The sequence below is a fragment of the Alishewanella sp. HL-SH06 genome (assembly GCF_052656265.1).
Map to the genome: position 1 here is coordinate 2,360,034 of NZ_CP199752.1, position 14,972 is coordinate 2,375,005.

Annotated in this window: 12 protein-coding genes; 7 read left to right on the forward strand and 5 right to left on the reverse strand. The window is 46.1% G+C overall.

Going from position 1 to position 14,972, the window contains the following annotated elements:
* Nucleotides 1-177 precede the first annotated feature (177 nt).
* Genes ACUJFK_RS10795 through ACUJFK_RS10810 form a run of 4 tightly spaced genes read left to right on the forward strand, consistent with a single transcriptional unit; the run spans nt 178 to nt 5,723 of the window.
* Nucleotides 178-1,467 carry a carbohydrate porin gene (locus ACUJFK_RS10795; protein WP_445424843.1) on the forward strand — a complete coding sequence of 430 codons (1,290 nt, stop codon included), beginning with the start codon at nt 178-180 and terminating at the stop codon, nt 1,465-1,467.
* A 16-nt stretch (nt 1,468-1,483) separates the two neighbouring features.
* The gene (locus tag ACUJFK_RS10800; protein ID WP_445424844.1) at nt 1,484-3,115 is read left to right on the forward strand and encodes a BCCT family transporter; all 1,632 of its coding nucleotides are present in this window, start codon (nt 1,484-1,486) and stop codon (nt 3,113-3,115) included.
* Nucleotides 3,116-3,123: 8 nt separating this feature from the next.
* On the forward strand, nt 3,124-4,992 hold the full coding sequence (locus ACUJFK_RS10805; protein WP_445424845.1) for a DUF294 nucleotidyltransferase-like domain-containing protein: 1,869 nt from the start codon (nt 3,124-3,126) through the stop codon (nt 4,990-4,992).
* Between the two features lie 2 nt (nt 4,993-4,994).
* The gene (locus ACUJFK_RS10810; RefSeq protein ID WP_445424846.1) at nt 4,995-5,723 is read left to right on the forward strand and encodes a 3'-5' exonuclease; all 729 of its coding nucleotides are present in this window, start codon (nt 4,995-4,997) and stop codon (nt 5,721-5,723) included.
* A gap of 21 nt (nt 5,724-5,744) precedes the next feature.
* On the opposite strand, the gene ACUJFK_RS10815 is transcribed toward ACUJFK_RS10810, so the two are convergent.
* From ACUJFK_RS10815 to ACUJFK_RS10825, 3 genes are all read right to left on the reverse strand, one after another.
* Complete coding sequence (locus tag ACUJFK_RS10815) at nt 5,745-6,362, reverse strand: methylamine utilization protein (RefSeq protein WP_445424847.1); 618 nt, start codon at nt 6,360-6,362, stop codon at nt 5,745-5,747.
* Entirely contained in the window at nt 6,352-7,221 is an 870-nt protein-coding gene (locus ACUJFK_RS10820; RefSeq protein WP_445424848.1) for a DUF4394 domain-containing protein, read from the reverse strand. Before ACUJFK_RS10820 ends, ACUJFK_RS10815 begins: the two co-directional genes overlap by 11 nt.
* A gap of 112 nt (nt 7,222-7,333) precedes the next feature.
* The gene (locus tag ACUJFK_RS10825; protein WP_445424849.1) at nt 7,334-8,038 is read right to left on the reverse strand and encodes a DUF445 domain-containing protein; all 705 of its coding nucleotides are present in this window, start codon (nt 8,036-8,038) and stop codon (nt 7,334-7,336) included.
* Nucleotides 8,039-8,197: 159 nt separating this feature from the next.
* On the opposite strand from ACUJFK_RS10825, the gene ACUJFK_RS10830 reads away from it, so the two are divergent.
* Both ACUJFK_RS10830 and ACUJFK_RS10835 read left to right on the forward strand, forming a co-directional pair.
* Complete coding sequence (locus ACUJFK_RS10830; protein ID WP_445424850.1) at nt 8,198-9,067, forward strand: MurR/RpiR family transcriptional regulator; 870 nt, start codon at nt 8,198-8,200, stop codon at nt 9,065-9,067.
* Nucleotides 9,068-9,198: 131 nt separating this feature from the next.
* Entirely contained in the window at nt 9,199-10,647 is a 1,449-nt protein-coding gene (locus ACUJFK_RS10835) for a protein adenylyltransferase SelO (RefSeq protein WP_445424851.1), read from the forward strand.
* A 51-nt stretch (nt 10,648-10,698) separates the two neighbouring features.
* On the opposite strand, the gene ACUJFK_RS10840 is transcribed toward ACUJFK_RS10835, so the two are convergent.
* A complete protein-coding gene (locus ACUJFK_RS10840; protein WP_226752113.1) occupies nt 10,699-11,622 on the reverse strand; it encodes a sodium-dependent bicarbonate transport family permease in 924 nt (307 codons plus the stop codon).
* 91 nt (nt 11,623-11,713) lie between these two features.
* Here ACUJFK_RS10840 and ACUJFK_RS10845 point away from each other — a divergent pair, with 91 nt between their 5' ends.
* A complete protein-coding gene (locus ACUJFK_RS10845; RefSeq protein ID WP_445424852.1) occupies nt 11,714-12,628 on the forward strand; it encodes a LysR family transcriptional regulator in 915 nt (304 codons plus the stop codon).
* Nucleotides 12,629-12,655: 27 nt separating this feature from the next.
* Here the strand turns inward: ACUJFK_RS10845 and ACUJFK_RS10850 are convergent, their stop codons facing one another.
* Complete coding sequence (locus ACUJFK_RS10850; RefSeq protein WP_445424853.1) at nt 12,656-14,971, reverse strand: putative bifunctional diguanylate cyclase/phosphodiesterase; 2,316 nt, start codon at nt 14,969-14,971, stop codon at nt 12,656-12,658.
* Nucleotide 14,972: the final 1 nt, after the last annotated feature.

Consider the following 14,972-nt stretch of genomic DNA (forward strand, 5'->3'; position numbering starts at 1 on the left):
GTTTGGCAAGACCATGCTGCAGCAAACTGCAGCGAAACCGCCGTATAGAGCTCTTGCATTCACTAAAAATAGTTATTTAAAATTAATAGCTTAAATTCAAGCCAGTTTGGGTGTGCCTTCAAATTGTGCTACACTGTATCGCTTGTTTAACAGACCCATCTAAAACAGGCACTTCTCATGATCAAAAAATCACTGTTGGCATTCTTTATTACTGCCGCCTTAACACCCGCTACCGTTGCAGCTGATGAGCAACAAGATGTCAAAGCCCAACTCGAATTATTAAAAGCACAAATCGCCCGTCTTGAAGCCCGTTTAGCGCAACAAGAAGCGATAACAGCTGACGCTAAAACCGTCACCGTTGTTGAAGAAGTTGAAATAGCGGCCACTGAGCCGGCAGAAAAGAAAGCAGACGGTATTCGCGTGGGGGGTGCTATCCGTACCAACTTTAGTCATACCTCTTATAGCGATGGTAATAAGAACCGTGGCGGTGATTTTGATTTTGATATTTTTCGCTTAAACCTGCATGGCAGTGTGGGCGATGTCACACTGGATGCCGAAATCCGTTTCTTTGATTACATGACGGCCATTAAATACGCCTATATTGGCTATCAATTATCTGAAAATTGGCAAACGCAAGCCGGTATTATTCAAGTACCGTTCGGCAACTGGCCTTATAACTCGCATAACTACTTCTTTAGCACCAATTACTACCTGGGTTTAGAAGATGATTTTGACTTAGGGATCCTGTTTAAGCGACAAATTGCCGACAACTGGCAGTTAGATGTGGGTTTCTTCAAAAATGATGAGCTCGGCGGCGTAGATGGTTATGTCGAAGACCGTGCAGATCGTTACTCTTATGACATCGTGGGCGGCCGTGTCGGCAACGAAGGGATTTATGCCGATCCCAGTTATGCGATTGGCGAATACAACACCTTAAGTGGTCGCTTTGCTTATCACACCGAATTTGCCGGGGTAAAAACCGAACTGGGGATCTCGACTTTAGCTGGTGGCTTACATGACGGACGGCAACGTGCGGGGGACTACAATGCCTTTGGTTTACACCTTAACAGCCACTATGGTCGCTGGAACTTGCAATTACAACACACCGAGTACAACTACAACTTAGATGACACCACACGGATCGCCGTTGGCGCTTATGCGTTCTACGACAGTATAGCCGCCGAAGCTAAATCAATTACTGCCAACCTTGCCTATAGCCTGCCCGTGCAATGGGGCCCAGTAACGGGTCTGCAATTTTATAACAACTACGGCTTGGTATATGACAAATCAGACGGCACCGCCGATACCATGATGAATGTCGCCGGTTTCTCTGTTGCTGCAGGCGGTCTCTTCACTTATTTCGATTTAGTGCATGCCCGCAACCAACCCTTTGTTGGCGGCAGTGCTGCAGGTAACAGCGATGATACCGAGCGCCGTTTCAACATCAATATTGGTTATTATTTCTAAGCAAAGGATTTAATGTATGACACAACAAAAAGATCCGATGATCCCCGATGGGGCCGTCAATCCGATTGATACCGATTACCAAATTGGTCAAGACAATGTTGTCGTGAAAATTGGTCCCTTTGGTCTGGATATTCACAACCGCGTTTTTTTAATTTCCGCTTTGGCGATTATTGCTTTTGTCATTTTAACCCTGGTTTTTCGGGAAGAAGCTGGCCCAGCCTTTACCACTTTGCGTGATACCTTAACCTCAAACCTCGACTGGTTTTTCCTATCGGCAGCCAATATTTTTGTGCTGATTTGTTTGGCGCTTATTGTCAGCCCCTTGGGCAAAGTTCGTTTAGGCGGTACTGAAGCCACACCTGATTTTAGCTATATGGGTTGGTTTTCCATGCTGTTTGCCGCCGGTATGGGCATTGGCTTAATGTTTTATGGTGTTTCTGAGCCGCTAACGCATTTTGGTACAGCAATGCAGGGCACACAATTTACCGACGGTGTACGCACCGACTGGGCGCCGTTAGGCGGTGCCGCGGGTGACAGCGCCGCTGCAGCAGAACTTGCGATGGCAGCAACGATTTTTCACTGGGCGCTGCATCCATGGGCGATTTATGCCATTTTAGCCTTAGGTTTAGCCTTATTTAGCTTTAATAAAGGCTTACCACTGACCATTCGCTCGGTGTTTTACCCTATCTTAGGTGAACGCGTTTGGGGCTGGCCTGGGCATATTATCGATATCCTCGCGGTGTTTGCTACCCTATTTGGTTTAGCCACCTCGTTGGGTTTTGGTGCATCACAAGCCAGTGCCGGTTTAACCTATTTATTTGATATTCCAGGTGGTACTACTACCCAAGTACTGTTGATTATTGGTATTACCGCAATCGCCTTATTCTCTGTGGTTGCTGGCTTAGAGGCCGGTGTTAAACGACTGTCGGAAATTAATATGGTATTAGCCGCGTTACTGCTGCTCTTCGTGATTATCGTTGGTCCGACGTTAGCGATCTTCTCCGGTTTCACCACCAACCTGATTAGCTACCTAGAACATTTACCCGCACTGTCTAATCCGATTGGTCGCGAAGATACCAATTATTCACAAGGCTGGACGACCTTTTACTGGGCATGGTGGATCAGCTGGTCACCGTTTGTTGGTATGTTTATCGCACGGGTTTCTCGTGGTCGTAGCGTACGCGAATTTTTAATTTCAGTACTGTTAATCCCGTCATTAGCCTGTGTATTCTGGATGACCGTATTTGGTAGTACCGCCATTAGCCAAGTAGTGCAAGACGGTTATCAGGCGGCGGTAGAAGCGGCTTTACCTCTGCAATTATTCGCCATGCTTGATGCATTACCGCTAGCGCAAATCAGCTCGTTTATCGCCATTATTTTGGTTGTGGTGTTTTTTGTGACCTCTTCAGATTCGGGCTCACTGGTTATCGATACCATTGCCGCCGGCGGCAAAGTAAATGCGCCAACGGTACAACGTGTGTTCTGGTGTACTTTTGAAGGGTTAGTTGCTGTAGTGCTATTACTGGGTGGCGGCTTAACAGCCTTGCAGGCCATGGCGGTCTCAACCGGCTTGCCGTTTACCTTGGTGCTTTTGGCAGCGTCTATCGCTATTATCAAAGGTTTGATGTCTGAACCCAGACCGGATTAAACGACCCAATGAGCAGCGATCAATTAGAAATTGAACAACTTGAGGTATTAAGTTTCTTGCAACGACACTCGCCATTTCAAGAGCTGTCGTTGCCGGAGCAAACCACTTTGGCACAACAGATTGATGTGGCCTATTATCGCGCTGGTAGCGAGATCCTCACCTACAATGCTCCATTAGATGCCTTATATGTGATCCGCTCAGGTGTGGTTGAAACCTTTCGGCGTAATGGCGATTTATATAATCGCCTGGCTGAAGGCGGTTTATTTGGTGAACAGGGTTTGTTGCGTGGTAAAAAAGTGCGCTTCCCTGCCCGTGCGCTGGAAGATACATTAATTTATTTAGTGCCTGCAGTAGCCTTTGAGCAATTGTTCGATAATAACGAATTTTTCGCTGATTATGTCGAAGTCGGTGATGCGATGCGTCGCGCAACACCTCGCTTGGCCAAAGCGGCGGATCATCAGCTAATGAGTGCCCAGGTCTGCGAGTTAATTAATCGTGAACCGGTCATGTTGTCAGCGGATGCCACAGTGTATGAAGCGGCGGCCTTAATGCGCGAGGCGAGCGTGTCGTGTTTATTATTAACCGATCCTGCAAAGCCTGAGCATATTTGCGGTTTAATTACCGATCGCGATATTCGTAATCGCTTAGTTGCCGCGGGTTTGCAAAGTGATATTAACGTTCAGCAAATCATGACGCGAGAACTGGTCACTGTTCAAGCCGATCAGTTTGTGTTTGAGGCGATGATGATTATGCTGCGGCATAATTTGCATCATTTACCGGTGTTGCGACAACATAAAGCGCTGGGTGTGATCGCCATTGCCGATATTATTCGACATGAATCAAACAACAGCTTGTATATCGTCAGCAGTATTTATCAGCAGCAAACGGTCGCAGAATTAGCGCAATTGCGCCCTGCGGTTCAAGCCTGCTTTGTACGAATGGTCAATGAAGATGCGAATTCGCAAATGATTGGCAGTGCCATGGCCACCATTGGCCGTAGCTTTAAACAGCGTTTGCTAGAATTAGCCGAACAACAACTTGGCCCACCACCGATACCTTATTGCTTTGTCGCTTTAGGCTCAATGGCCCGGGATGAACAACTGATCGTCACCGATCAAGATAACGCACTTATCTTAGATGACCGCTATGTTGCCGAGCAACATGATGCTTATTTTGCAGCATTGGCCAACTTTGTTTGTCAGGGGTTGGATCAGTGTGGTTATCCATTGTGTACTGGCAATATTATGGCCACTAATCCTCGTTGGCGGCAGCCTTTAAAGGTGTGGCACCAGTATTTTAGTGACTGGATCTTAAAACCGGCACCCGAAAAACTGCTACACAGTAATATCTTCTTTGATTTAGACGGTGTCTGGGGGGAAAACCAATGGGCGACGCAACTGAATCAACACATTGCCCAACAAGCACCTTTGCATAAAACCTTTTTGGCCTCGATGGCGCGCAATGCGCTACTGCGCACGCCACCCCTGGGCTTTTTTCAAGATTTTGTAATGGATGAAGATGGTAAGCATAATAAATCGTTAAATATTAAACGCCGCGGTACCGCGCCATTAGCCGATTTATTACGAGTGTATGCTTTATCGCTTGGCTTTGATAACCCGAGTAGTTACCAACGTTTAGCACGATTAAGTAAATTGAATATCTTACCCAAAGGTCGGGCTGACGATTTACGGGATGCCTATGAAGTGATTGCGATGACGCGCATTCGGCATCAGGCAGCCATGTTACAACAACAGCAAAACCCCGATAATAATGTCCTACCGGAACAACTGTCTGAATTTGAACGTAAGCATTTAAAAGCGGCCTTTCAAGTGCTGGCTAATGCGCAGAAGTTTCTTAAATTTCACTTTCAGGCCTAACCATGTTCTATCTTGGATCAACTCAGCCCAGCCCCACTCGCCTGAATTGGCAGCAACGTTTTAGAGAGTTGACCCAAAGTAGCCGGCATGTATTGCTACGCCAATATTATCAACAAGGTGTAGTCAGCCCCGAGACACCGGTGAGCGAAACACCCATCATGGCTTTAGATCTGGAAACCACCGGTTTAGATCCCCGCCAGCATGGTATTGTAAGTATTGGCTTAGTGCCGGTGAAGGGGCAGCGTATTTTAAATTCAGCGGCACAGCAATGGCTGGTTAAACCGCGTTTTGAGCTAACTAATAGCTCAGTACGCGTTCATCGCATTACCGACAGTGCGCTACAAACGGCGCCCGATCTAATTGAGATATTACCCGAGTTTTTAGCGGCCATTGCCGGTAAAATTTTATTAGTGCATTGTGCCGATATTGAGCGGCGCTTTTTAACCGCCGCTTTGCAGGTTCGCTTAGGTGAGCCATTGCAGTTTCCGGTGATTGATACAATGGCCTTAGAAGCCAAAGTGCATCGCGCTAAACCGTTGAGCTTATGGCAGCAATTTCGTAAAACGCCCCGCACTTCAATCCGCTTATCGGCCAGTCGGCAACGCTATGGCTTACCGCCCTATTTACCGCATCATGCGGTCACCGATGCTTTAGCCTGCGCAGAGCTATTTCAAGCACAGCTTGCCACCCGCTACACCCCAAACACACCGATTGCTAACTTGTGGAGCTAACGCACCCTCTGGTTAAAATGGTTAAAACATCGGCGCTAATTGCATTAAGGTTATCTGCTGCTCCGCCATGTTCTCTGTCAGTGTCAAGGGTAGTTTTACAATATGCGTTTCATCTATAAGATCTTTATGCCAAATGCGCAATTGATACTCAGCTGTAGGAACATCCTTTAAGGTGGCCCGGCCATTCTCATCGGTGATAGCATAATAGGGCGTATCTAACGACACGATCCACGCAATCATATGATCATGAATATTACATCCCAGCACAGCAACACCGCTCTGTTCAAACACCACTGGCTCGGCTGGAGTGCCAACATAAAGTTTGATTTCAAATTGTTTTACTGGCGAAAATGAATAAACATGGTGACGCACAGTATCTTCATTCGGGAAACTCACCGCCGTACCTTTAGTAATCACCGTGAGCTCTGGCGTGAATATTTTATCGCGCTGTTTAATTTGCGCCAGCGGCCCAGGTTTAACCAACGCCGCCGCTGCAGTCGATTCTAGAAATACCACTGCATCGTTTACCACTCGCCCCTGAGCATCTTTTACAGTAACGTTTAAGCTCGCAGCCTGAACGAACGCACTTTGTAAAAGAAGGAATGCAGTAACAAGATAGAGCTTTCTTTTAGGGTTCAATGGCCATTCCTAGAATGGCACTGCCATCAATGAGTTGCCCTATCAAGTGCGTTTGACCTGAAGCTAAATCAATTTGATAAAGCATGGTACTCGGTTGACTATCAGTAGTAAGCGCGACTAGGCCAATATTGTTGATATCAGAAATATCAAAAGAAACCTGTTGTAAGTCAGGAATACCTAATTGTCCAACGGTAAATAATTGGCCGGTATTAGGTGAAATGCTGGGCGTTACACCCGCTAAGGTACCCTGGGTAACCAAGTTACCGGCCCCAATATCAATCGCATAGTTGCTGGTAACTTTCGCATCCTGCTGATCGTAAGTGTAAGCTGCAGCAACAATATTGGGTACCTTCCCTGCGTGGCTATCCACTGCAGCGTAAGCAAGATCAGGATCTGTCGCGGCTAAAGCCCCCGTTTCAGGATGGAGTCGTAAATTTTGGCCTAACGCATTTACCACTCGGATCCGATCAGCTGCAGGGTTAAAATCAAAACCAAATTGTGCCGATTTCAAGGTGCCTGCAGGCAACTTATTACCGACAGCTGTTGCCTGTCCCGATGTGGTATTAACGGTATAAAGTTGCCCTTGATCAGATAGCGCAAACAACACGCCATAAGCAACACGATAATCAATACCGACGATCTGCTCACCAGTATTAATACCTTTAAGCGACTGTTGCTTTAATACCGTTTGCGGCGCTTGAGCATTGACCTGCACTAATTGTTGTTTTGCCGTGAGTAACCATACTGTTTCGTTGCCTTTTAACATGGGCATAGTATGTTGTTGGGCGCATAACGCAGCACTGAAGCTCAGTGTTGCCAATGCTGTCGTATAAAATATTGTTGATAACGATAATTTCATAAACCAATCCTGTTATAGAAAATAAACTCTCTAATGGAAATTAGTGCGACCTAGCCGAGAACTTCAACCTTGGCTTCATTGATAACGCTTCTCGTAAATAAAAGCAAAATATTTACACTAAAATACTGGCCAATAAGCCTAATACGCCACCAAAAACACCACCCCATACTACTAACCAATCAAGATGCTCGCGGATCATTTGTTGGATAATGTCTTTTACTAATGCCGGGGTTAACTCATCTAAGCGCTGTTGTACGATGTGCTCAACTTGTTCGGCCAATTGATTCAATTGATCGGCCTGTAATAACTGGGCTTGCACTTGCTGATGAAATTCTGGAGTTTGCGTGATATCAATTAACGATTGCTTCAACTTCGTTAAAAATGGCTCTTGTAATGGTTGCAACACCGCACTGCCACCAAACATTGTCAACATGCCGCCTAATGAAGATTGCTCCACCACCTTTAACAAACCGGTAAAGGTGGCCGATAAATCAGTTTGCTCAATAATGGGCGCAAAATCAAAAGCCTGCTGTTGCTCTTTGGCCGATAAAAAACGCTGCATATGTTCACGGCTAAAAAACTGCGTCATGACTAACTGGCGAATACCCGTTTTAAACTCATTAAAACGCAGTGGGATCACGCCCGATCCATATAAAAACGGTACGCGCTCAAACAGCATATGAATGGCTAAGGTATTGGTAATGGCGCCAGCCAGCGCAAATAACCCCATATTGAGTAACAAGGCATGGTCGAGAAACCAACCGATCAACACCAAGACACAGGCTAAAAAATTGGTTAAAAAGTTTTTGTTTAACACGGTGTAACGCTTCCTTTATTAGCAACTTATGCGATCGGCAATTGTAAGCGTAGCGTGGCAAATCAGCAATCCTTTAAATTATTCGCCGCTAAGCTAAGCTAGTTTTCAAGCAGCGAGTCAGCTTATACTGCACGCCATATTGATAAATACAGAGACGTTATGGCCGTATTACAACGTATTGCGCTAATACAAGGACGCTTACGCAAAACAGAACAAGCAATTGCCGATTTTGTGATCGCAAATCCGCAACTTATTCGTCAATTATCCTCGCAAGAATTAGCACAACAAGTGGGGGTCAGCCAGGCCACCGTAGTACGTTTTAGCCAAAAACTCGGTTATAAAGGCTATCCCGATTTTAAGTTTGCGGTTAATGATACCGTGCTTAACTTTCCTGAACCGCAAGATGATAAATTACACGGCGATATTGCTTTAGATGACTCCTATTCAGAGATGGCCCGCAAGTTATTAGCCGGTAAAATTGCGGTGTTAACCCACACACTCAGCGCAAATGATCAACCACTGATGGAACAGGTATGCCGTATCTTATTGCAAGCGCGGCGTATCATGCTGACCGGTAAAGGCGCATCCTTTTTAGTGGCACAAGACTTTTGTCTTAAGCTACGCAAATTAGGCATGAACGCGACGGCAGAGAGTGATAACCATATACAGTTAGCTGAGTTAGCCCATTTTGGCAGTAAAGATGTGCTGTTTATGCTCAGTGAATCAGGCGAAACACCAGAAATGGTGGCGATTGCCCACTATGCGCGCAGTCATAAATTAAAGCTCCTCAGCTTAACCGGCTTTGCGCCCAACACCATTGCCAAATTATCGGCCGTTAACCTGAAAACCATGGCCAACGAAAGCGCGGTGCGTCTGTCGTCAATCTTGTCACGTAACGCCCAAGAGTTAGTGATCGATTTGCTGTTTATTTTACTGACGCAATCTTCAGCGAAAGGCCGAAAAATGCTCGCAGCATCCAATGCAGCAGTCAGTCGCTATCGCGATCCCAATGCCAGTAATCGGGCCTAAGCGCCATCCTAGCCACCACTCGCGTTTGCGTCTGCTGCCGGCGAGCGTTGTGTCTAGCGTAATACCCGAGTAAACTACTCAACCATTAGTCGCACACGCTGCTTAGCGGCGTACTGAACAGTGAGTCGTTTATGTCGTCATTTCAGCCTGAACATAGTTATCGCCAGTTACCGCCTATCTGTTATGCAGATTGCCAGCCGACACCGGTTAAAGCGCCACAATTTATCGCCTTTAATCAGGCATTAGCAGCAGAGCTAGCCTTACCTGAAGCGTATTGGCACAGCTCTGCGGGCTTAGATTTGTTCAGTGGTAACCAACTGCCCACATGGACAGCGCCTTTAGCGCAAGCTTATGCTGGCCATCAATTTGCTCATTATGTGCCACGACTCGGTGATGGTCGTGCCATTTTATTGGCTGAAGTACGAGACAGCCAAGGCAAACGGCTTGATTTACAATTAAAAGGCGCAGGGCAAACCCCCTACTCGCGTCGTGGTGATGGTCGCTCGCCGATTGGCCCCGTGATCCGCGAATACCTGATCAGCGAAGCCATGCATGCATTAGGGGTTCCGACTACACGCGCCCTTGCTGCGGTCAGTACCGGTGAAGTGGTTTTTAGAGATGAAGGTTTAGCGGGCGCTATTTTAACCCGAGTGGCCAGTAGCCATATTCGTATCGGTACCCTACAGTTTGCTGCAAGCCAAAGCGATAGCTCGGTGGTAAAAGCCTTGGCCGATTATGTGATTGAACGCCATTACCCAACATTAACTCACACAGAAAACCCTTATCGTGGTTTGTTACACGCGGTAATTGCTGGCCAAGCCGCCTTGGTGGCGCAGTGGATGAGCTTAGGTTTTATTCATGGGGTGATGAATACTGACAATATGTTGTTGTCGGCGGAAACTATCGATTACGGCCCTTGTGCTTTTATGGAAGCCTACAATGCGCAGCAAGTGTTTAGTTATATTGACCAACAAGGTCGCTATGCTTACAAAAATCAGCCTGCAGTAGCGCAATGGAACCTTGCTCGTCTGGCCGAAGCACTGCTTGGCTTGCTGGCACCGGATCAAGCCGCAGCCATTGAGTTAGCCATGGCCGAGTTAAATCAATTTCCTGATATTTACCAGCAACAATGGCTCAGTCGTTTTGCTGCCAAACTGGGTATTGCCCACCCGGTTGCAGAGGATCGTTCGTTAATTGAAGATTTTTTAAACTTATTACAAGATGCTGCGGCTGATTTTACCTTGTCATTTCGGGATTTATTAAACGCTGATACACCTTACTTACAGCAAAAAATCGCTGTAGCGCCATTACAACAATGGCTAGCTCGCTGGCAACAGCGTTTAGCAAGTCAGCAGGTTGCTGCTCACGCCATTATGGCCAAAGCAAACCCCGTACTGATCCCACGTAATCATCTTATTCAACAAGTGATTGATGAGATGAGTGATACCGGTGATTTAACCTTGTTTAATTCCCTGCATAAGTTGTGGCAAGATCCCTTTAGCGCTACGCCAGAAAATGCACCATATCAACAACCGGCGAGCGCCGCGCAATGTGTTAAACAAACCTTTTGTGGCACCTAACGAGAATAATGCGGGTTGAGCTCAACACTTCGCCCGCACCACGTTAAAGTTTTAAGCTAACCAGCTTTGATAAAGCGGAATACCGACGAGGATATTAAACGGAAAGGTAATGCCCAACGAGGCAAGTAACGCAAGGCCTATATCGGCTTGCGGAATCGCGGCACGAATAGCCGCGGGTGCGGCAATGTAAGACGCACTGGCCATTAAGGTCGCTAACACTAACGCACTGCCTGCGGGTAAACTGAGCAAGGCCGCTAACAGTAAACCAAAGCTGGCTAACACCATGGGCGTCACGATTGCGAAGATCATTAAGCGCCATTGCCGCCATGGCAGAGGTTGAAATACTTTAGCGGTACATAAGCCCATTTCAAGTAAGAATAACGCAAGTAAGGTTTTAAAACCGCCCACCAAGACGACTGAAATATCTGCCAGACCTGACTGGCCATATAAAGCGCCAATCACCAAACCACCGGTGAGCAAGAGTACGCCACGGCTGGTTAACGCTTCATGTAAAATCGCTAAGCCGCTGGCTTTACTACCATTAAGATAACGGTACAACCACAGCATCATCACAATGGCTGGCAACTCTAATAACACCAAATACAAGGTTGTTTGTGGAGACATCGCTAAACCACTGGCGCTGACCACCGCGAGCACCACCGCAAAAGTACCAGCACTGACTGAACCATAATGCGCCGCAATACTGGCTGCATCCGCGCTTTCTAATTTTACTAACTTACGTAACACCGGATAGAGCACCAAGGGCAACACGGCACCGGCTAAAATAATGCTACCTAATTCAGGCAGTAATGGCAGTAGCGGTACACCATGTAATGCCATCCCACCTTTTAAACCAATGGTCAGCATTAATAAAATCGATAAAGTTTCATAAATCGGCACGGGGACTTTTAAATCAGACTTAACCAAGCCTGCAATCAGACCCAACGCAAAAAACATGATGACGATATCTGGCATTTTTAGCTCCTTTCATTTAGGGCGCTATCTTGCCTAAGCCTAGCTTTTTATGCTAATTAATAATAAAGCAAATCATTATAGATAATTATCTATGGATCAGCGTTTACTCACCTTTCGTTTATTACAGGTTTTTCGCCAAGTGGTACAGCACGGCAGCATAACCGCAGCTTCACGAGCGCTGCATCTGACACAGCCCACCGTATCGTTACAACTTAAAAAACTCAGCGATGCGGTCGGTACGCCGCTGGTCGATTATCAACAACAAAAGTTACAGCTCACCGCCGCAGGTGAGTTACTGTACCAAGCGGCTCAAGATATTGATGAACGGCTATCAGAACTCCGTTTTCAATTAAGTCAACAACAAAGCGGTAGCATCGGTAGCATCTCACTGGCGGTAGTGAACACCGCTCAATATTTATTACCCGAGCTATTAGCGGCGTTTTATCAAGATTATCCGGCGGTACAAGTGACCTTGCATATTGGTAATCGTGCTCGCATCTTAGAGCGGTTTGAACAACAACAAGATCACCTCTATTTGTTTAGCCACCCACCCAGTGGCGAACATGTGCATGCTAAACCGGTTGTGCGAAACCCACTGTATTTAGTCGCGCCTTTAACACATTGGGCGGCTAAACAAAGCAAACTGAGTTTTCAACAATTAAAAACAGAACGCTTCTTGTTACGTGAGCCGGGCTCTGCCACACGAATGATTTTTGATACTTGGCTAAGTAGCCAAGCGATTGAATTAGCGCACAGTATGCAGATAGAAACCAACGAGGCGATCCGCTTAAGCGTCAGTGCCGGTTTAGGCTTAGCCGTGTTGTCAGCACATACATTGCAGCTGCCCCATGACCGGTTAGTTATTTTACCTGTACAAGGCTTTCCATTGAGTAGCCATTGGTATTTAGTACGCCATGCCAACAAACGCTTACCGCCAGCCGCGGTGCGTTTACAACAGTTTATAGAGCAAAGCTTGGCCAAATGGCACGATCCGCTTGGGGTTTAAACGAGACTAAACGACGGTACTAACCGCTTAAACTTCATTAAAAAACGTACCACCTTGACTTGAAAACGATGTTAACCAAAGACTGAAATCTTCAGCAGAAAGGGGTTTAGAAAAGTAATAGCCCTGCACATTCTGACAACCTGCTTGCAGCACGCTGGCTAAACCACTGCGATTCTCTAGCCCCTCTGCTGTGACTTTCAAACCTAAGCCCATTGCCAGCTGAGTGGCGGCTTTGACAATCAACGCATCTTGAAAATTATTTTCAATGTCTTTAATAAAAGCACGATCTATTTTTAGCTCATGCACCGGTAAGGATTTTAAATAAGCTAATGACGATTGGCCTGTTCCAAAATCATCAATGGCTAACCGAATACCCGATGTTTTCAATTGATGTAAATTATTAATGACTTTTACCGTGTCTTGCATAACAGCGCTTTCGGTCATTTCTAAACTTAAGGCTGAAACTGGCACTTGCCACTCTTCTAGCCACTCGACAATCGTCTGCGGTAAATGTTCATCTAATAAATCATGAGCCGACAAGTTGACCGAAACCGTCAGATCCGGATGGTCTTCTTGCCAGGCTGCCAACTGCTTGATCACCGATTGCAGCATCCAATTTGAAATTAAATTAATATTACCCGAGCGCTCAGCCAATAAAATAAACTCGACAGGTGAAATAAAACCCAATTGCGGATGTTGCCAGCGGATCAAGGCTTCAGCACTATTACAATATTTCGCTAAAATATCGACTTTCGGTTGATACACGATATACATCTGACCGCTGCTCAAAGCTATCGGTAAATCACGAATTATTGTCAGCTCTCGCTGATGACTTTCATCTTGGCCACTTTGATACAGCGCCAGCGCCAAACCCTTATTTTTGGCAGAGTTTAAGGCAATATCTAAGCGGCGCAGCACCTTATTCACATCATCCTCGCCTTGACGATATAAATAGCTACCGGCTATCAATTGCAAAGAAATCGCCGAGCCGGCGATATCAAAGGGTTGGCTTAATTGTTTTAACAGTACATCACGCGCGATATCACTGATACTCTCGGGTAAGACAATTAAAAACTCATCGGCGCCTAAGCGTGCAGAGAAGGTAATGTCATTATTTAACACCAAACGAGAAGCCAATTGCTGTAACAACACATCGCCGTTGCTAAAACCAAAACTATCATTTACATGCTTAAATTTAGCGATATTAATTTGCAGTAACTGGCAATCACCCAACGCAAACAAGCGCGGCAAATGTTTCTCCACCGCCAAACGATTACCTAAACCCGTTAAGCTATCTCGCTCGGCTTGTTCTTTTAATTGCGTTTCTCGCTGATAAATACCCGTACGCATTCTGGTTAACGTATTGGCTAACATACCAATTTCAGCGAGTTTTACTTCCGGTGCGGCAACTGTTGAGCCCTTGCCTATCGCAGTAGCAAACTGCACTAACTGTTCTAAAGGGCGTGTAACACTGCGGGTGTAAAAGAACGCCACGACTAAAGCTAAAGCCAACCCCAGACTAAAAATTTGCACTAATTGACTACGTAACTGCTGATAATTACTTAACCAACGCTCATTCGGTAAGTGCAGCCAAGCCCATAACTGATTATCTTGATCTAAAGCAAAGGCTTGAGAAATGTAGTTTTCACTCTCATCCATTAAAACTTGCGACTCACCCAGCAGCACGTTTTGCAGCATAGCTGAAAATTGTTGTTGTGCCCCCGGCACTAAGGTCGTTGTTAACATGTTACGGTTAGCGCCAGATAATTGAGAGAAACTGACATCCAAGCCGGTGATATTCTGAATTTGCAGTGCAAGCTGCTCATCGACAGTAAACCCCATGCCAACCCAAGCCACCACTTGTGGGGCTCGAACCGGTACTAATACGATTTGATACGCTTCGTTGTCTAAACTGATGATGTCGGCAAAGGCGCCCTGCTGTGAACGGGCGGCTTGAAAGCTTTTCTGTAAAGGATCAAGATTGGTTATAGGCAATGTTGACGCTAGCATGCGACCATCAAGCGCAAATAATACCGCTAAATTAGCATTAACTCTGCCGCCATGATTTTCTAAAACACTTTGAATAGTACCTTGCTCAGCGGTAGCAACGGCTTGGCGAAAGCCAAAATCAGCCGCTAAAATGCGGACACTTTCCGTTAACTGATCGCTTCTAACCTGCAGTGTTTGCCGAAACACATTAGTAGAAACTTGGAGAATTTGACGGGCTTGCTCTTCGCTATCTTGGCGCATCGTGCTGAGGGTAGCGTAGCCGGTGACGACTGAAAGCAATACCAGTAAAGCAACCAGCAATAAGGTTAACTGACTACGTAAAGAATTAAACATC

Coding starts and splice junctions, on each gene's coding strand:
- ACUJFK_RS10795 (WP_445424843.1), top strand. CDS start 178: ATGATCAAAAAATCACTGTTGGCATTCTTTATTACTGCCGCCTTAACA.
- ACUJFK_RS10800 (WP_445424844.1), top strand. CDS start 1,484: ATGACACAACAAAAAGATCCGATGATCCCCGATGGGGCCGTCAATCCG.
- ACUJFK_RS10805 (WP_445424845.1), top strand. CDS start 3,124: ATGAGCAGCGATCAATTAGAAATTGAACAACTTGAGGTATTAAGTTTC.
- ACUJFK_RS10810 (WP_445424846.1), top strand. CDS start 4,995: ATGTTCTATCTTGGATCAACTCAGCCCAGCCCCACTCGCCTGAATTGG.
- ACUJFK_RS10820 (WP_445424848.1), bottom strand. CDS start 7,221: ATGAAATTATCGTTATCAACAATATTTTATACGACAGCATTGGCAACA.
- ACUJFK_RS10830 (WP_445424850.1), top strand. CDS start 8,198: ATGGCCGTATTACAACGTATTGCGCTAATACAAGGACGCTTACGCAAA.
- ACUJFK_RS10835 (WP_445424851.1), top strand. CDS start 9,199: ATGTCGTCATTTCAGCCTGAACATAGTTATCGCCAGTTACCGCCTATC.
- ACUJFK_RS10840 (WP_226752113.1), bottom strand. CDS start 11,622: ATGCCAGATATCGTCATCATGTTTTTTGCGTTGGGTCTGATTGCAGGC.
- ACUJFK_RS10845 (WP_445424852.1), top strand. CDS start 11,714: ATGGATCAGCGTTTACTCACCTTTCGTTTATTACAGGTTTTTCGCCAA.
- ACUJFK_RS10850 (WP_445424853.1), bottom strand. CDS start 14,971: ATGTTTAATTCTTTACGTAGTCAGTTAACCTTATTGCTGGTTGCTTTA.